A 17,026-nucleotide genomic window follows, 5' to 3' on the forward strand; every position below is an offset into this window, starting at 1 on the left:
TTTATTTTTTTGAGGGAGAGGATGCGTGTGGAATCCACCGAAAAGATATGGCTTTCTCAATATCCGGATGAAATACCTGATAGGCTTCATTATGAACAAAAAAATTTAGCACAGCTTTTTGAAGAAGCAGTTCAAAAGGATCCTAAAAAAAGCGCAATCTATTTTCTAGGGAAAAAAATGACGTTTTCCCAGCTGCATCAAGATTCTCTGAAGCTGTCATCTTACCTTATTGAACTGGGATTAAAAAGAGGGGATAGAGTAGCCATTATGCTTCCAAATTGCCCTCAAGCTGTCATTTCCTTTTATGCTGTTCTTCTTGCCGGAGGAGTAGTCGTTCAAACAAACCCTTTGTATACGGAAAGAGAGTTAGAGTATCAGCTTAATGATTCAGAAGCGACCATGATTATTGCACTCGATTTGCTATATCCGCGTGTAGTTAAAATGAAAGCGTTAACAAAGATAAAGCACGTAGTTATCACCTCCATTCAAGATTATCTCCCATTTCCCAAAAACATAATCTATCCATTTATTCAGCGCAAGCAGCAGAAGATAAGTGTGGATGTGAGTCATACGGAGACTACTCATTTATTTAAACGTATTATAAATGAATCCTCTCCCGCAGTATGTAACGCTGAGGGAATTTCAGACGAAGATATCGCCATTTTACAATACACCGGGGGAACAACAGGTTTTCCAAAAGGAGTCATGCTTACTCATAAAAACTTGGTAGCCAATGCAACAATGTGTTCACATTGGTTATACCGCTGCAGGTATGGAGAAGAAAAAGTACTTGGAATTATTCCATTTTTTCATGTGTATGGTTTAACAACGGTTCTTGTTTTATCAGTTTTGCAAAACTATGAGATGGTTCTTCTGCCTAAATTTGATGCAAAAACGACGCTCAAAACCATTCATAAGCAGCAGCCTACTTTATTTCCAGGTGCTCCGACGATTTACATTGCATTATTAAACCATCCTGATTTAGCAAAATACAACTTATCTTCTATTGATTCATGTATGAGCGGTTCGGCTCCACTTCCTGTGGAAGTGCAGGAGCAGTTTGAAAAGCTCACCGGAGGTAAATTAGTGGAAGGATATGGATTAACGGAAACCTCTCCTGTTACTCATGCTAATTTTCTTTGGAAAGAGAGAATACCAGGAAGCATTGGGGTGCCTTGGCCAGACACAGATGCCAAAATTCTCTCGTTTGAAACAGGTAAAGAAGCTGCTGTAAGCGAAGTAGGAGAAATTGCGGTTAAAGGTCCTCAGGTAATGAAAGGATATTGGAAGCAGCCTGAAGAAACGGAGGCTGTTATGCGAGACGGATGGTTGCTAACAGGTGATGTTGGCTATATGGATGATAAAGGTTATTTTTATGTAGTAGATCGGAAGAAAGATATTATTATTGCCGGGGGATATAATATCTATCCTCGAGAAGTTGAAGAAGTATTATATGAGCATGAAAAAATTCAAGAAGCTGTAGTGGTGGGTGTTCCTGACCCATATAGAGGAGAAACGGTGAAGGCTTACATTGTATTAAAAAATGGTGTAAGATGTACTGAAGAAGAGTTAAATGAGTTTTCTAGAAAGTATTTAGCTGCTTATAAAGTTCCGCGCCTTTATGAATTTCGAAATGAGCTTCCCAAAACAGCGGTCGGTAAGATTCTGCGACGAGCGCTGATTGATGAAGAAAATGAAAAGCATAAAAAGGCGACGTAATCGATCGTCGCCTTTGATTTTTTTACTGAAACATAATTGACAGATACTTGCGGTTTCTTTATTATAAAGATATGAATGAATAATCATTCATATTTTAAAGGAGCGTATAAGATTGAGAAGAAATAAGCCAAAGTATAAACAGATTATCGATGCAGCTGTAGTAGTAATAGCAGAAAACGGATACCACAATGCTCAGGTTTCTAAAATTGCTAAGCAGGCTGGAGTTGCAGACGGTACGATATATTTATATTTTAAAAACAAAGAAGATGTCTTGATTTCCTTATTTCAAGAGAAGATGGGACAATTTGTAGAAAAAATTTATGAAGAACTGGCGGGAATTGAAACCGCGGCAGAAAAACTTCATGTGTTAATTGACAAACATTTTTCGTTTCTAGCGGAGGATCATCATTTAGCTACAGTGACACAGCTCGAACTGCGTCAATCGAACAAAGATTTAAGATTAAAAATTAACGATGTATTAAAAGATTATCTGACTCTCATTGATTCTATTTTGCAGACAGGAATCGAAACGGGTGAGTTTTCTGAAAATATAGATATTCGTCTTGCGCGACAGATGATTTTTGGAACGATTGATGAAACTGTCACAACATGGGTAATGAACGATCATCGATATGGTCTAATAGAATCGGTAGATAAAGTCCATTCCCTGCTGTTAAACGGCTGCAGCGGCTCATAATCGTAAGTGAGCCTGCTGCTCCCCTGCGAGGGGAAAAGCGCAAGGTAATGAAAATAGAAAGAAAGGGTGGCGTAAACAAATGGAGATTATCCAGGTTGAAACTGTTGATGCAATAAGCTTCATTACGTTGAATAGACAACCTGCTAACGCTTTGTCTCAAGATTTATTAAAAGATCTTTCAAGTGTTTTAAAACATTTAGAAGATAGCAAAGAGACAAGGGTTATCGTCATTAAAGGTGAAGGGAAATTCTTTTGTGCCGGGGCTGATATAAAAGAATTCACATCACTTCAGCAGGAAAAAGAATACGAGAAGCTTGCTGTTAACGGTCAAGAGCTCTTTGAGTATATTGAAAATTACCCAAAACCAGTGATTGCAGCTATTCATGGAGCTGCTTTAGGCGGAGGGTTGGAGCTTGCTATGAGCTGCCATATCCGTTTGGTAACAGAAAATGCTAAGCTGGGCTTGCCTGAGCTTCAGTTAGGGATTATACCAGGATTTGGAGGAACTCAGCGATTACCTCGTTATGTAGGAGTTCATAAGGCTTGTGAGATGATGCTGACAAGTGATCCAATATCCGGAAGCGAGGCAGTGGAGTTAGGATTGGCAAATGCAGCTTTTGAAGAAAGTCAGCTTATCAATGAAACTTTTTTACTTGCTAGAAAAATTGCCAAAAAAAGCCCAATCTCTGTTAAAGCTACCTTGCAGCTGCTTCAGCATGTAAAAACAGATGCTTATTACAGCGGTATCAAAAAAGAAGCGCAGTTTTTTGGAAGCGTATTCAAAAGCCGGGATGCTCAAGAAGGCGTAGCTGCTTTTATTGAAAAGCGCCAGCCTAAATTTTTAGGAAAATAAGCTTAGGAGGGGAATTGAATGAATATTTACGTGTTAGTAAAAAGAACATTCGATACAGAGGAGAAACTTTCATTAAAAAATGGTCAAATTGTTGAAGATGGGGCTGAATTTATTATTAATCCTTACGATGAGTATGCAGTTGAAGAAGCTATTCAGCTAAAGGAAAAGCATGGTGGGGAGATTACGGTCGTGAGTGTAGGAGGGGAAGAATCAGAAAAAGAACTCCGAACAGCTTTGGCTATGGGAGCAGATAAAGCGGTTTTAATCAATACGGAAGATGACATAGAAGATGGCGATCAGTACACGACTTCTAGGCTGCTGGCACAGTACTTAAAAGAACAATCTCCTGACTTAATTTTGGCAGGAAACGTAGCGATTGACGGAGGTTCGGGCCAAGTGGGGCCGCGCGTAGCAGAACAGTTAGAAATCCCTTATATTACGACGATTACAAAATTGGATATCGAAGGTGAAAAAGTGACTGTTGTACGCGATGTGGAAGGTGACGCCGAGGTTATCGAAACGTCGCTTCCTCTTTTAGTAACAGCTCAGCAGGGACTTAACGAACCTCGCTATCCATCTCTTCCAGGGATTATGAAAGCCAAGAAGAAACCGTTGGTTGAAGTGGAATTGGATGATTTAGATTTAGATGAAGATGATGTAGAAGCAAAAACAAAGACAATTGAAATTTATTTGCCTCCGAAAAAAGACGCAGGACGCGTACTACAAGGAGATATAAAAGATCAAGTGACAGAACTGGTCAATTTACTGCATAAAGAAGCAAAAGTCATTTAATAAGTCAAAAGTCAAAACAATGGGGGTATTGCAATGGGACGCAAAGTGTTAGTTCTAGGAGAAGCACGTGATGGGGGATTACGAAACGTATCGTTTGAAGCGATTTCCGCAGCGTCTACTGTAGCTGACGGTGGGGAAATTGTTGCAGCTTTAGTAGGAAAGGACGTAAAAGCTTTAAGTGAAGAGCTTATTGCGTACGGAGCGAATAAAGTTGTTGTGACGGAGCATGAAGATTTAGCTGCTTACACATCGGATGGTTATGCTCAGGCGTTATTAGCCATCATTGAAAGTGAACAGCCTGAAGCTATCGTATTTGGCCATACGGCTCTTGGCAAAGATCTAGCGCCAAAACTGGCAGCTCGCTTAGACAAAGGACTTATCTCAGATGTGACAGATGTAGAAGTTGGAGGGGATCAAGTAGTCTTCACCCGCCCAATTTATTCTGGTAAAGCATTTGAAAAGAAAATCATGACCGATGCTTTTACGTTTGTCACGATTCGTCCAAATAATATTTCACCGCTTGCAAAAGATGAGGGACGTACAGGCCATGTAGAGGATTTAAATGTTGAAATCAAAAACCTGCGTACAGTTGTAAAAGAAGTTGTACGGAAAGCAACGCAAGGGGTTGATTTATCCGAAGCAAAAGTCGTGATTGCAGGTGGTCGAGGTGTAAAAAGCACGGAAGGTTTTGGACCTCTCCAAGAACTAGCGGACGTGTTAAATGGAGCTGTTGGGGCGTCTCGCGGAGCGTGCGATGCAGATTACTGCGACTATTCTCTTCAGATCGGTCAGACGGGCAAAGTAGTCACACCAGATTTATACATTGCCTGCGGAATCTCGGGAGCCATTCAGCATTTGGCCGGCATGTCAAATTCAAAAATTATTGTTGCCATTAACAAAGATCCCGAGGCAAATATTTTTAAAGTAGCTGATTACGGAATCGTTGGAGATTTATTTGAAGTGGTGCCTCTGTTAACGGAAGAATTTAAAAAGCTGAAAGTGCAGTCTGCGTAAATAGTAAAAGAGGCTAGGACAAACGTATTTTTGTTGAAGGAAGATCCGAACGATTAATCGTTCGGATTTTTTCATGGACGTAGTTGCTTTTAGCTGGTGATTGGAGGGCAAGGCGAAGACTCCCGCGGAAAGCGAAGTCTTGCACGGAAATCAACAGCGGTGGAACAAGTGATTTGTACGAGCTTATTTATCCAATCTGTTCGCTTTTAGATTCGGTTGATTTAGTTAGGTCTCAATCTCTTTTATTACGTGGAAAGCGAAATTTTCTACGCATATTTTTAGGCAAATTGTACAAACTAGATCGGAGAATAAACAGTATAAATGTAAGCAAAAAGTTAGCAAACCTTATTTGAAGGTGATATACTGTGAGTAGAATTTGGATATTGCATATATTTAGGAGGAATTAAAATGGCTATTGCACATGCTACAGATAAAAACTTTACAGATGAAATTAAATCAGGCCTAGTGCTTGTTGACTTTTGGGCACCATGGTGCGGACCTTGTAAAATGATTGCTCCAGTTCTTGAAGAAATCGATGGCGAACTTAACGATAAAGTTAAAATCGTGAAAGTAGACGTTGATGAAAACCAAGAAACGGCTGGAAAATTTGGTGTTATGAGTATCCCAACTTTAGTATTATTTAAAGATGGAGAGAAAGTTGACCAAGTAGTTGGTTTCCAACCAAAAGAAGCATTAACAGAATTAATTAATAAACACGCGTAAGTCAAAACCTAGCTCAGGCTAGGTTTTTTCTTTTTCTCCACTTTTTCTCTTTTGGGAATACTTTTATTTAGCGAATATGCGTTCGTTTGTTTTATACTAGATGTAAGGAACACCGCCATAAATCCGGCTTATGTGCATGTATTGTAAGGCAGGAAAGAATGTAGGTTACGCTTCATAAGCGAATGTATAGATGGACAGAGTAAGAGAAGAGGAAGGAGAAAAATATGAACGATTATTTAAAAGAAAAGCTGGCTATTTTACCGGATCAGCCCGGCTGTTACTTAATGAAAGATAAATATGGAACGGTCATTTACGTAGGAAAAGCAAAAGTATTAAAAAATCGAGTGCGCTCCTACTTTACCGGATCTCATGACGGAAAGACGCTTCGACTTGTAAACGACATTGTCGATTTTGAATATATCGTCACATCTTCTAATTTAGAAGCGCTTATTTTAGAAATGAATTTAATTAAAAAGCATGATCCAAAATACAATATCATGCTTAAAGATGATAAGGGTTATCCCTTTATTAAGATTACAGCTGAAAAACAGCCCCGACTTGTTATTACAAGAAAAATAAAAAAAGATAAAGGGAAATACTTCGGTCCTTATCCTAACGTTCAAGCTGCAAATGAAACAAAGCGGCTTCTTGATCGCATTTATCCATTAAGAAAGTGCTCTACCATGCCAGACAGGCCTTGTTTGTATTACCATATCGGGCAATGCCTAGCTCCTTGCATAAAAGAAGTAAAAGAAGAGCAAAACAAACAAATTATTGAAAATATCACGCGGTTTTTAAATGGTGGATATGAGCATGTCAAAACAGAGTTAACTGAAAAAATGTTAAAAGCTTCAGAAGAACTTGACTTTGAACGGGCTAAAGAATATCGAGATCAAATTGCTCATATCGAAGCGACAATGGAAAAGCAAAAAGTAACGTTTAATGATTTTGTTAATCGAGATGTGTTTGGCTATTCTTATGATAAAGGCTGGATGTGTGTTCAAGTTTTCTTTATTCGCCAAGGGAAGTTAATTGAGCGAGAAGTTTCTATGTTTCCTTTTTATAAAGAGCCAGAAGAAGATTTCTTAACTTTTATCGGTCAGTTTTATGCCAAAAATATTAAGCCAAAAGAAGTGATGGTTCCAGCAACGATTGATGCAGAGTTGGCTGAGAAATTAGTGGAAGTAGAGGTTCAGCATCCAAAGCGAGGCAAAAAGAAAGAATTAGTAGAACTTGCGTGTAAAAATGCAAAAATTGCGCTCAGTGAAAAATTCTATTTAATTGAACGAGATGAAGAGCGCACGGTTGGCGCAGTTGAACGGTTAGGAGAAGAGCTTGGAATTGCCGTTCCTTATCGGATCGAAGCATTTGATAATTCAAATATTCAAGGGACAGATCCCGTTTCTGCGATGATTGTTTTTGTTGATGGGAAACCGGAAAAGAAAGAATATCGCAAATATAAAATTAAGACGGTAAAGGGACCAGATGATTACAGTTCCATGAGAGAAGTCGTTCGCAGACGGTATTCCAGAGCGTTAAAAGAGGGTCTTCCGCTTCCAGATTTAATTGTTGTAGATGGAGGCAAAGGGCATTTAGCTGCAGTACAGGACGTTCTCGAAAATGAATTGGGACTTTTAGTGCCTACAGCAGGTCTTGTCAAAGATGATAAGCACAGAACCTCCAACCTGATGATTGGTGAGCCTCCTCAAATCATACCGCTTGAACGCAATAGTCAAGAATTTTATTTGCTTCAGCGAATTCAAGATGAAGTTCACCGCTTTGCGATTACCTTCCACCGTCAAGTGCGCTCTAAGTCTGCTTTTCAGTCTGTTCTGGACGATATTCCGGGAGTGGGCGAAAAGCGTAAAAAAGCTTTGTTAAAGTATTTTGGTTCCGTGAAAAAATTGAAAGAAGCAACGGTTGATGATATTCGAAATTCAGGTGTTCCTCAAAACATCGCTGAAAAAATTTATGAAACATTGCAAAAATAGTCTTGAAATAATAGAAAATATTTGATAAGCTATTAACTAATTTCATACGACACTTCATCAAATGAAGTGAAGATAGAGGTGCAAATTTAATCAGTACGTATCAGGAAGGGTATGAGCTCTTATGAATGATGCGGAAAGGGAAATTTGCCGAAGTGAACATTACCTCATAGTAATGATTGCTGGTTCTGCGTTGAATAAACGTAGGATTGTCAAGATGTAGATTCTTGGAGAGCTATCTCACGGCAGTGGACGGTTATATTTTATAATTTTCGTTCGTTAAGCAATGAGAGCTCATCTCATTGCTTTTTTTATTGTCTGAGTAAAAAAATTTAGCTTCTCATCATCCTGCATATGCAAATTTATTGAAAAGGAATGAACAAAATTATGGCATTAATCGTTCAAAAATTTGGTGGAACATCTGTTGGTTCTGTTGAACGTATCCAAAATGTAGCAAACCGTGTTATTCAAGAAGCAGAGCGCGGTAACCAAGTAGTAGTTGTTGTATCGGCAATGGGCAAAACTACAGATGCACTGGTGAAATTAGCAAGTGATATTACGGACAGTCCAAGCAAACGCGAAATGGATATGCTTCTTACAACTGGAGAACAAGTAACGATTTCCCTGTTAACAATGGCCCTTCAATATAAAGGGTATGAAGCAACTTCGCTAACAGGTTGGCAAGCTGGTATCCAGACGGAAGCAGTTCACAGCAATGCACGAATCCAGCACATTGACACGACTCGTATTCAAAGCCAATTAGATAGAGGCCGAATCGTAGTAGTAGCTGGATTCCAAGGCTGTTCAGAAGATGGAAGCATTACAACATTAGGTCGAGGCGGCTCTGACACGACGGCAGTAGCTCTTGCCGCAGCATTAAAAGCTGCAAAATGTGATATTTATACAGACGTAACAGGAGTGTTTACGACAGATCCGCGCTATGTAGAAGATGCTCGTAAGCTTCACTCTATTTCATATGACGAAATGTTAGAATTAGCTAATTTGGGAGCAGGGGTGCTGCATCCGCGCGCTGTTGAGTTTGCAAAAAATTATCAGGTACCGCTAGAAGTGCGTTCAAGCTTAGAAAACGAGAATGGAACGATTGTTGAGGAGGAAGTTTCAATGGAACAAAACTTGGTCGTAAGAGGAATTGCGTTTGAAGATAATATTTCACGAGTAACAATTGAAGGGTTAAACAACGAGTTGCAAACTCTTTCTACTATTTTTACAGCATTAGCAAAAGAACAGTTAAATGTGGACATTATTATTCAAAACGTAACCGCTAATAATCGTCTCTCTATCTCATTTTCTATTAAAACCGTAGACGTAGACGCCGCTCTTGCCGTCTTAAAAGAGTATAAATCTACTTTAGGATATACGCGTATTGAACATGAAAGCGGTCTGGCTAAAGTATCAATTGTTGGCTCTGGCATGATTTCTAATCCAGGCGTTGCAGCGGAAATGTTTGAAGTGCTGGCAGGAGAGAAAATTGAAGTGAAGATGGTCAGCACGTCTGAAATTAAAGTATCTACAGTTGTACCGCATGCTGATATGGTAAAAGCTGTTGAGACGCTTCACATAGCATTTGAATTAGAAGAGCAGCAAGCAGTGCAAGTATAAAGAAGAGAAAAAAGACGTGGTATCTCCACGTCTTTTATATACGTATTTCCTACTTTTTATAACGCTCCGCGCGTGTTTCGGTAGGTAAGATATCTTTTCGGTCCCACTGCACGGAAATCAGCACTTTTCCGTTCTTTTCTTTATGTGTTAAGTAGGCTTCTGTTAGGCAGTTGTTTTGACGCTGAATCTGTTCAGCCACAAATCCTGACTCAAGATGAAACGAACAAGTTTCCTGCTGAAATCTTTTGCTGACCACATCACCTGATAACTCAAGTTCTAGTGAATATTTATCTTTTTTTGCAAGTGTCAGTGTTCCCCAGGAAGCTGCTTTAAAAAAAGCGACGATTTCATCCATTGTATTTAACGGGTATTTCCGCGCAAGGTGTTTTCCTGCCCAGTATGAAATGGCATTCGTCTCGTCTCCAAGAAGCTCTGGAATTAACACATCACGCAAAAGGCTGTATCCGAAATATGAAACGTGATCAAGAGTTCCCTCTGTTTCAGCTGTGACATTAGGTTCTGATGTTTCCATCGTCTCTTCAAGTTCTTGCTGTGATTCTGTTTGTAAATTGCTCATGGTTTCCCCTCTTTCTTTACTACTATTATATACAAATCTAAAAAACCTCTCACGCATTTTTTTAATAAAATGTAAGAGGATCTTTATTATGGTAAAAAGAGTTAGATGTAAAGATAAAAAATCCATAATATACCTTTTAAAAGGGTACTTTTACCTGTGTAAATGTTTTGTGAACTTGTTTACAATAAAAGTGTAAAGTAAACGCTTACTTATTTGTGGCAAGCAATATTATAATAGAAAGAAAAAACCTGTAACATCAATACAGTAAGCGTTAACAAATATAAAATTTTATAAATTTATATTTTATAGAAGATTTAAACATCTTGCCTTGACGCTCTTAATCGATGGGAGTAAAATTAACCTGTCACATACTTTATTAGGAAATGCAAAGGTTTTCATTTCCTGTATTCACGATTAATCTATTTGTCTAGTGGGAGTAAGAAAGTTCTTCACAAACTATGTTCATTTAACTAAGGGGGGTCTACGCAGATGGCGGCAAACAGAGAGTTTCAATATCGGAGAATCCATTCATTACTTGGGGTAATACCAATCGGGATTTTCTTAACACAGCATTTAGTTGTGAATCATTTCGCGACAAAGGGAGAAGAATCATTTAATCAAGCAGCTCACTTCATGGAGAGCTTACCTTTCCGCTATGCTCTAGAAATTTTCATTATTTTCTTACCAATCGTTTTTCACGCAATATACGGTCTTTACATCGCATTCACTGCTAAAACAAACGTTAACAACTACGGTTTTTTCCGTAACTGGATGTTTATCCTTCAGCGTGTTTCAGGTGTAATCACACTTATCTTCATCACATGGCACGTATGGGAAACCAGAATACAAGCTGCGCTTGGAAAAGAAGTAGATTTTCAAATGATGGAACGAATTTTAAGCAACCCGGCAATGCTTGCATTCTACATAGTTGGTGTTGTATCTACGATCTTCCACTTTGCAAACGGTCTATGGTCATTTGGAGTTAGCTGGGGGTTAACTGTAACACCACGTTCTCAAAGAATTTCAACTTATGTGACATTAGCAATCTTCTTAGCACTTACATTTGTAGGTGTTCGTACATTATTCGCATTTGCATAAAATTAAGGTTTTGAAGGAGTGGGGTTCCGATGAGTAACGGAAAAATCATCGTAGTCGGTGGCGGTTTAGCTGGCTTGATGGCAACAATAAAAATTGCTGAGTCTGGCAAGCAAGTAGATTTATTTTCACTAGTTCCGGTAAAAAGATCTCACTCAGTTTGCGCGCAAGGTGGAATCAACGGAGCCGTAAACACGAAAGGTGAAGGGGATTCACCATGGGAACACTTTGATGACACAGTGTACGGCGGAGACTTTTTAGCCAACCAGCCACCTGTAAAAGCAATGTGTGAAGCAGCTCCTGGTATTATCCACCTACTTGACCGCATGGGTGTTATGTTTAACCGTACTCCTGAGGGTTTGTTAGACTTCAGACGATTTGGCGGGACGCAGCATCACCGTACGGCTTTTGCTGGAGCAACAACGGGTCAACAATTATTGTACGCATTAGATGAGCAGGTTCGTCGCTATGAAGTTGCCGGACTTGTGACAAAGTACGAAGGATGGGAATTCTTAGGTGCTGTTCTTGACGATGAGCGCAGCTGCCGCGGAATTTCTGCACAGAATTTAAAATCAATGGAAATTAAAACGTTCCCAGCTGACGCGGTTATTATGGCTACAGGTGGACCTGGAATTGTTTTTGGAAAATCGACGAACTCAGTTATTAATACAGGTTCAGCGGCATCTATCGTGTATCAGCAAGGTGCATACTATTCAAACGGAGAGTTTATTCAAATTCATCCAACTGCTATCCCAGGAGATGATAAGCTTCGTCTTATGAGTGAATCTGCTCGTGGAGAAGGCGGACGCGTTTGGACATATAAAGACGGTAAACCTTGGTATTTCTTAGAGGAAAAATATCCTGCATACGGTAACTTAGTACCTCGTGATATTGCAACTCGTGAAATTTTTGACGTCTGCGTAGCGCAGAAGTTAGGAATCAACGGAGAGAACATGGTTTATCTGGACCTTTCACATAAAGATCCAAAAGAGCTAGACATTAAACTTGGAGGTATCATCGAAATCTATGAAAAATTCATGGGCGATGATCCGCGCAAGGTACCAATGAAAATTTTCCCAGCCGTACACTATTCAATGGGCGGTTTATGGGTGGATTACGATCAAATGACAAATATTCCTGGCTTATTCGCAGCTGGTGAGTGTGATTATTCACAGCACGGAGCGAACCGTTTAGGAGCAAACTCATTATTATCAGCTATTTATGGTGGTATGGTTGCCGGTCCTAAAGCGGTTGAATACATCAATGGTTTAGAAAAGAGCGCAGACGCTATTTCTTCAAACGTATATGATCGTCATGTGAAAGAAGAAGAAGAGAAATGGAACAATATCATGAATCTTCAAGGTACAGAAAATGCATACGTTCTTCATAAAGAGCTAGGGGAATGGATGACTGACAACGTGACAGTCGTACGATACAATGACAAACTGTTAAAAACAGATGAAAAGATTCAAGAATTAATTGAACGCTATGATCGTATCAACATTAATGATACAGCTAAATGGAGTAATCAAGCGGCAACATTTACTCGTCAGCTGCAAAACATGCTTCAGCTTTCACGTGTTGTAACGCTAGGAGCTTACAACCGTAACGAAAGTCGCGGTGCTCATTATAAGCCAGATTTCCCAGATCGTAACGATGAAGAATTCTTAAAAACAACAATGGCAGCTTTTGTGGATAAGAAAACGGCTCCTTCTTTCCATTATGAAGAGGTAGACGTATCGTTAATTAAACCGCGTAAGCGCGACTACACAAAGAAAAAAGATGAAAAACCAAAAAAACAACAAGAGGGGGTTCGTTAATCAATGAGTGAACAACAAACAGTCCAAAAGACAGTGCGCTTCATTATTACACGTCAAGATTCAGCTGAATCTGCTCCTTACAATCAGGAGTTTGAAATTCCGTATCGTCCGAATATGAACGTTATTTCAGCACTGATGGAAATCAGACGTAACCCTGTTGATGCTTCAGGTAAAGAGGTTGCTCCGATAAACTGGGAAATGAACTGTTTAGAGGAAGTATGCGGAGCCTGTTCAATGGTCATCAACGGTAAACCTCGTCAGTCATGTACAGCTCTTGTTGATAAACTAGAACAGCCAATTCGCTTACAACCAATGAAAACATTTCCTGTGGTTCGTGATTTGCAAGTAGACCGCAGCCGTATGTTTGATTCACTAAAAAAAGTAAAAGCCTGGGTTCCAATCGATGGCACATACGATTTAGGTCCAGGACCGCGTATGCCTGAAAAGAAACGTCAGTGGGCGTATGAGTTATCCAAATGTATGACATGTGGCGTTTGCTTAGAAGCTTGTCCAAATGTAAACGACAAGTCAAACTTCATCGGTCCAGCACCGCTTTCTCAAGTTCGCCTGTTTAATGCCCATCCAACCGGTGCGTTAAATAAAGGAGAACGTTTAGAGACGATTATGGGTGATGGAGGACTAGCGAACTGCGGGAATTCTCAAAACTGCGTTCAATCATGCCCAAAAGGAATTCCATTGACTACTTCAATTGCAGCTTTGAACCGCGATACAACAATTCAAGCATTCAGAAGTTTCTTTGGTAGCGATCAAGTATAATCACTCAAAACCTCTCCACGCGGAGAGGTTTTATTTTGTCTATGACGAACGGAGGAAATACAGATGAATAATATTTCGTATATTGAAGACATGGATCATTGGAAAGAGTCATTTTCGTTTAAGCAGGAGATCAAGGTAAGATTTTCGGAAACAGATATGTTTGGGCATTTAAATAATACGGTCCCTTTTGTGTATTTTGAACAAATACGTACTGAATTCTTTCACCATATTGGCTTTATGCAAAAGTGGACGAGTGAGCATGAGGGAACGATACCGGTGGTGGCTGATTTGCAGTGCGATTATGTCAAACAAGTTTATTTTGGCAACGCGCTATCTGTTTTTGTAAAAGCTCATAGAATTGGACGTTCGTCGGTTGATTTACACTATATGATTCAAAATGAGCAAAAAGAGGTTGTACTCACCGGGAGAGGAACAATGGTGCAAATTTCTAAAAAAACAGGAAAAAGCGTCCCTTGGAATGAAGAGATGAAAAGGCGTTTATCAAATATATGAAAATGGCTTGAAGGCTCTTTCTTCAGGCTTTTTTTCTTTTTTAAAAGTGAAAAAGAGTTTTTTGCATATTTTTTCTAAAACTAGTAACCGCGTAGGCATACCGCACATAAGATATGTTGACTAAATTTACACCCATCCGATAGTTCAACTCAGGATCAGGCAAGGAGGGTTACATTGAAAGAAAAAGAGTTTCAACCTAAACCGCTACTTACAAAGCGTGAACGAGAAGTATTCGAGCTTTTAGTACAGGACAAAACAACAAAAGAAATCGCGAGTGAACTATTCATTAGCGAAAAAACAGTTCGAAATCATATTTCTAATGCGATGCAAAAGCTTGGAGTCAAGGGGCGTTCTCAAGCAGTCGTAGAACTCCTTCGAATGGGAGAACTTGAACTATAACATGAGCTGGCTTTCTTCTTAGAAAGCCAGCTTTTTGTATATTTTTTTCAGTGTCGCATACATATCTAAAAAGAATAACGTTAAGAAAAAATTATAAAAAAGGTAAATCTTTATAAAAAAAACTTATTGCTTGAAATTGAATTTCAGAGTACGTATACTTTTAAGTGAGGAGATACTAGTTCAGAAGAAAGAGAGGTGAGATGATGAAAAATATATGGATGAGCTTATTGTTATGCATGATATTCTGTTTGCCTTTTGCGAGTTTGCCAGATAAATTTATTGATAACGACTTTGAAAAAGTGAAGGTCGCAAAAAGTTCGGTTCAGCATTCCACGGATATCGTGCACATGTCTCCAGGAGCTAAGCACAGCGTTAAACAAATAGGATCTCTCATACAAAGTGTGATAGTAACTTTTGCTTTAGTATGGGTGAGTGCCAAACTCATCATTCCGACGCATCAAATTGCGTATTTTATCCTCAAGAAAACACTTTTTTATCCAAAAATCTTTCAATCAAGTTACCTCAATTAAATAAAAAAGGTTGAAATTTCAACAGCCTTTTCTTCAAACCTAAAATTACCAACTATTCTTAGGCTTATTTGCTATGCGGATTTTCTAGGCAAATAACGCGGCAAAATTAAAAAATTCTTTTTAAAAACTTTATAGGAGTGATCATTCAATGATGATTAAAGAAACGGAATTGCCAGGAATCGGCCGTAAATTTGAAATTGAGACAAGCGGAGGAAACCGCGTAGTTGTTATCATTCATGATGATGGACGACGTGAAATCTATCACTTCGATCAAAAAGATTTAGAAGAAAGCATTTTTGATATTACGTTAACAGATACGGAATCAAGACAGCTAGCTGCAATTTTAGGCGGCATGATTTACAAGCCAAAAGCAATGGAAACCATTGAAGTAGCATTCAATGACTTAGTTATTGAATGGTATAAAGTTGAAAAACAAGCGAAAGCTCACAGTAAAACAATTGGTGAAATTGACGTTCGCAGCAACTATGATGTCACTATCATCGCCGTCATTAAAAACACGCAAAAAAAATTATCAACTCCAGGACCAGATACGTTGATTGAAGAAGGAGATACGCTTGTTATCTCTGGAGAACGAGGGAATTTAAAAACGCTCATTAAAGAATTGCTTTCACAAGGAGGTAGTTCATAATTGGATCATTTAGTATTTGAAGTTGGGACAGCTTTGTTACTAGTGGCTTTAGCGGCTATACTAGCACATAAATTTAAATTTACGATTATTCCATTCCTCATTCTGCTGGGCATGGCGGTCGGTCCCCATGCTCCTGAGTTTGGCTCATTCAGTTTAAAGTTTATTGAAAGCCAAGAGATTATTGAATTCATGGGGAGAATTGGAGTTCTCTTTTTACTCTTTTATTTAGGATTAGAATTTTCAGTTGGAAAGCTAATTAAATCAGGTAGGTCCATCGCAGTGGGAGGATCTATTTATATTTTAATTAACTTCACTTTAGGATTATTGTATGGATACCTGACAGGAAATCCTCTCCTTGAAGTGCTGATTATCGCTGGAATTATTACGATTTCGTCCAGCGCAATTGTCGCAAAAGTATTGGTTGATTTAAAACGAACAGCGAATCCAGAAACGGAACTGATATTAGGGATCATCATGTTTGAAGATATTTTCTTAGCCGTTTATCTTTCTGTCGTTTCAGGGTTGGTGCTTGGAGACCACGGATCGCTTGCTGGATCTTTAACATCTATTTTAATTGCGTTTGGCTATATGATGCTGTTCTTTATCATTGCTCGAAAAGCCACGCCGCTACTAAATAAACTTTTAAATATTTCATCAAACGAAATCTTTATAATCGTCGTTTTTGCGGTATTGTTTTTTGTGGCAGGCTTCTCTGAAACAATTCACGTGGCAGAAGCAATTGGTGCGTTATTGCTTGGACTTGTATTTTCTGAAACGGAACATCGCGATCGGATTGAACATCTTGTCGTACCGTTTCGTGATTTCTTTGGAGCTATCTTTTTCTTCAGCTTCGGGTTAAGTATTGATCCTCTTACGCTGTGGGATGCAGGATGGCTTGCGCTTGGCGCAGTTGCGCTTACGATCATTGGTAACTTTACAGCCGGTATGATTTCAGGAAGAAAAAGCGGGCTGTCACACAAGGCCTCTACCAACATTGGGTTAACGATTATGTCACGAGGCGAGTTTTCGATCATTATGGCTAACATTGGAATTGAAGGAGGATTATCCGCAATTCTTCAGCCATTCGCCGCGCTTTATGTATTGATTTTAGCTATTATTGGCCCTTTGTTAACGAAGGAGTCTAAGCATATATACGGATTTTTAAACTCAGTATTTAAATGGAAAAAGCCAAATCCTCAAGAATCAAAGTGATAAAATATATAAAACACAGTTGACAAATAGGATTAATATGATAAAATT

At 39.0% G+C, this 17,026-nt stretch carries 17 protein-coding genes and 1 riboswitch; of the genes, 16 read left to right on the forward strand and 1 reads right to left on the reverse strand.

Annotated elements, in window-relative coordinates:
* Positions 1-21 precede the first annotated feature (21 nt).
* The 8 genes from AC0C45_RS00935 (at position 22) to AC0C45_RS00970 (ending at position 9,406) form a co-directional block, all read left to right on the forward strand.
* Positions 22-1,719 (forward strand): AMP-binding protein, encoded by a 1,698-nt coding sequence (locus AC0C45_RS00935; protein WP_034648708.1) that lies wholly within the window; start codon positions 22-24, stop codon positions 1,717-1,719.
* Positions 1,720-1,831: 112 nt separating this feature from the next.
* Positions 1,832-2,416 (forward strand): TetR/AcrR family transcriptional regulator, encoded by a 585-nt coding sequence (locus AC0C45_RS00940; RefSeq protein ID WP_013059408.1) that lies wholly within the window; start codon positions 1,832-1,834, stop codon positions 2,414-2,416.
* Positions 2,417-2,495: 79 nt separating this feature from the next.
* The gene (locus AC0C45_RS00945) at positions 2,496-3,269 is read left to right on the forward strand and encodes an enoyl-CoA hydratase (RefSeq protein ID WP_013059407.1); all 774 of its coding nucleotides are present in this window, start codon (positions 2,496-2,498) and stop codon (positions 3,267-3,269) included.
* A gap of 18 nt (positions 3,270-3,287) precedes the next feature.
* On the forward strand, positions 3,288-4,061 hold the full coding sequence (locus tag AC0C45_RS00950) for an electron transfer flavoprotein subunit beta/FixA family protein (protein WP_237893022.1): 774 nt from the start codon (positions 3,288-3,290) through the stop codon (positions 4,059-4,061).
* A gap of 33 nt (positions 4,062-4,094) precedes the next feature.
* The gene (locus AC0C45_RS00955) at positions 4,095-5,075 is read left to right on the forward strand and encodes an electron transfer flavoprotein subunit alpha/FixB family protein (RefSeq protein WP_034648713.1); all 981 of its coding nucleotides are present in this window, start codon (positions 4,095-4,097) and stop codon (positions 5,073-5,075) included.
* A 408-nt stretch (positions 5,076-5,483) separates the two neighbouring features.
* The gene (trxA, locus tag AC0C45_RS00960; protein ID WP_013059404.1) at positions 5,484-5,798 is read left to right on the forward strand and encodes a thioredoxin; all 315 of its coding nucleotides are present in this window, start codon (positions 5,484-5,486) and stop codon (positions 5,796-5,798) included.
* Between the two features lie 224 nt (positions 5,799-6,022).
* Positions 6,023-7,789 (forward strand): excinuclease ABC subunit UvrC, encoded by a 1,767-nt coding sequence (uvrC, locus tag AC0C45_RS00965; RefSeq protein WP_472927876.1) that lies wholly within the window; start codon positions 6,023-6,025, stop codon positions 7,787-7,789.
* 65 nt (positions 7,790-7,854) lie between these two features.
* Positions 7,855-8,032: riboswitch (Lysine riboswitch) on the forward strand.
* A 141-nt stretch (positions 8,033-8,173) separates the two neighbouring features.
* The gene (locus AC0C45_RS00970; RefSeq protein WP_034648714.1) at positions 8,174-9,406 is read left to right on the forward strand and encodes an aspartate kinase; all 1,233 of its coding nucleotides are present in this window, start codon (positions 8,174-8,176) and stop codon (positions 9,404-9,406) included.
* A 49-nt stretch (positions 9,407-9,455) separates the two neighbouring features.
* Here the strand turns inward: AC0C45_RS00970 and AC0C45_RS00975 are convergent, their stop codons facing one another.
* Positions 9,456-9,983: a YslB family protein gene (locus AC0C45_RS00975; protein WP_013085162.1), complete on the reverse strand. Its 528-nt coding sequence runs from the start codon at positions 9,981-9,983 to the stop codon at positions 9,456-9,458.
* 489 nt (positions 9,984-10,472) lie between these two features.
* Here AC0C45_RS00975 and AC0C45_RS00980 point away from each other — a divergent pair, with 489 nt between their 5' ends.
* From AC0C45_RS00980 to AC0C45_RS01015, 8 genes are all read left to right on the forward strand, one after another.
* On the forward strand, positions 10,473-11,081 hold the full coding sequence (locus tag AC0C45_RS00980; protein ID WP_013059400.1) for a succinate dehydrogenase cytochrome b558 subunit: 609 nt from the start codon (positions 10,473-10,475) through the stop codon (positions 11,079-11,081).
* A 29-nt stretch (positions 11,082-11,110) separates the two neighbouring features.
* Positions 11,111-12,898: a succinate dehydrogenase flavoprotein subunit gene (gene sdhA / locus AC0C45_RS00985; protein WP_237893018.1), complete on the forward strand. Its 1,788-nt coding sequence runs from the start codon at positions 11,111-11,113 to the stop codon at positions 12,896-12,898.
* 3 nt (positions 12,899-12,901) lie between these two features.
* A complete protein-coding gene (sdhB, locus tag AC0C45_RS00990) occupies positions 12,902-13,675 on the forward strand; it encodes a succinate dehydrogenase iron-sulfur subunit (protein WP_013059398.1) in 774 nt (257 codons plus the stop codon).
* A 63-nt stretch (positions 13,676-13,738) separates the two neighbouring features.
* Positions 13,739-14,188 (forward strand): acyl-CoA thioesterase, encoded by a 450-nt coding sequence (locus AC0C45_RS00995; protein ID WP_280168739.1) that lies wholly within the window; start codon positions 13,739-13,741, stop codon positions 14,186-14,188.
* Positions 14,189-14,362: 174 nt separating this feature from the next.
* Positions 14,363-14,587, forward strand: coding sequence for a spore germination transcription factor GerE (gerE, locus tag AC0C45_RS01000; RefSeq protein ID WP_013059396.1), 225 nt, complete (start codon positions 14,363-14,365; stop codon positions 14,585-14,587).
* A gap of 200 nt (positions 14,588-14,787) precedes the next feature.
* Positions 14,788-15,117, forward strand: coding sequence for a hypothetical protein (locus AC0C45_RS01005; RefSeq protein ID WP_237893016.1), 330 nt, complete (start codon positions 14,788-14,790; stop codon positions 15,115-15,117).
* A gap of 148 nt (positions 15,118-15,265) precedes the next feature.
* Positions 15,266-15,766, forward strand: a complete 501-nt coding sequence (locus AC0C45_RS01010) for a cation:proton antiporter regulatory subunit (protein WP_013085158.1) — start codon at positions 15,266-15,268, stop codon at positions 15,764-15,766.
* Positions 15,767-16,978, forward strand: a complete 1,212-nt coding sequence (locus tag AC0C45_RS01015) for a cation:proton antiporter (protein ID WP_025750630.1) — start codon at positions 15,767-15,769, stop codon at positions 16,976-16,978.
* Positions 16,979-17,026: the final 48 nt, after the last annotated feature.

The organism is Priestia sp. VA7 (assembly GCF_055710015.1).

What these genes read in the sequence shown, in the direction of transcription:
- AC0C45_RS00995 (WP_280168739.1), top strand. Translation starts at nt 13,739, where the DNA reads ATGAATAATATTTCGTATATTGAAGACATGGATCATTGGAAAGAGTCA.
- AC0C45_RS00950 (WP_237893022.1), top strand. Translation starts at nt 3,288, where the DNA reads ATGAATATTTACGTGTTAGTAAAAAGAACATTCGATACAGAGGAGAAA.
- AC0C45_RS00955 (WP_034648713.1), top strand. Translation starts at nt 4,095, where the DNA reads ATGGGACGCAAAGTGTTAGTTCTAGGAGAAGCACGTGATGGGGGATTA.
- AC0C45_RS00970 (WP_034648714.1), top strand. Translation starts at nt 8,174, where the DNA reads ATGGCATTAATCGTTCAAAAATTTGGTGGAACATCTGTTGGTTCTGTT.
- sdhA (WP_237893018.1), top strand. Translation starts at nt 11,111, where the DNA reads ATGAGTAACGGAAAAATCATCGTAGTCGGTGGCGGTTTAGCTGGCTTG.
- AC0C45_RS00935 (WP_034648708.1), top strand. Translation starts at nt 22, where the DNA reads ATGCGTGTGGAATCCACCGAAAAGATATGGCTTTCTCAATATCCGGAT.
- sdhB (WP_013059398.1), top strand. Translation starts at nt 12,902, where the DNA reads ATGAGTGAACAACAAACAGTCCAAAAGACAGTGCGCTTCATTATTACA.
- AC0C45_RS01005 (WP_237893016.1), top strand. Translation starts at nt 14,788, where the DNA reads ATGATGAAAAATATATGGATGAGCTTATTGTTATGCATGATATTCTGT.
- AC0C45_RS00980 (WP_013059400.1), top strand. Translation starts at nt 10,473, where the DNA reads ATGGCGGCAAACAGAGAGTTTCAATATCGGAGAATCCATTCATTACTT.
- AC0C45_RS00945 (WP_013059407.1), top strand. Translation starts at nt 2,496, where the DNA reads ATGGAGATTATCCAGGTTGAAACTGTTGATGCAATAAGCTTCATTACG.
- uvrC (WP_472927876.1), top strand. Translation starts at nt 6,023, where the DNA reads ATGAACGATTATTTAAAAGAAAAGCTGGCTATTTTACCGGATCAGCCC.
- trxA (WP_013059404.1), top strand. Translation starts at nt 5,484, where the DNA reads ATGGCTATTGCACATGCTACAGATAAAAACTTTACAGATGAAATTAAA.
- AC0C45_RS00975 (WP_013085162.1), bottom strand. Translation starts at nt 9,983, where the DNA reads ATGAGCAATTTACAAACAGAATCACAGCAAGAACTTGAAGAGACGATG.
- AC0C45_RS01010 (WP_013085158.1), top strand. Translation starts at nt 15,266, where the DNA reads ATGATGATTAAAGAAACGGAATTGCCAGGAATCGGCCGTAAATTTGAA.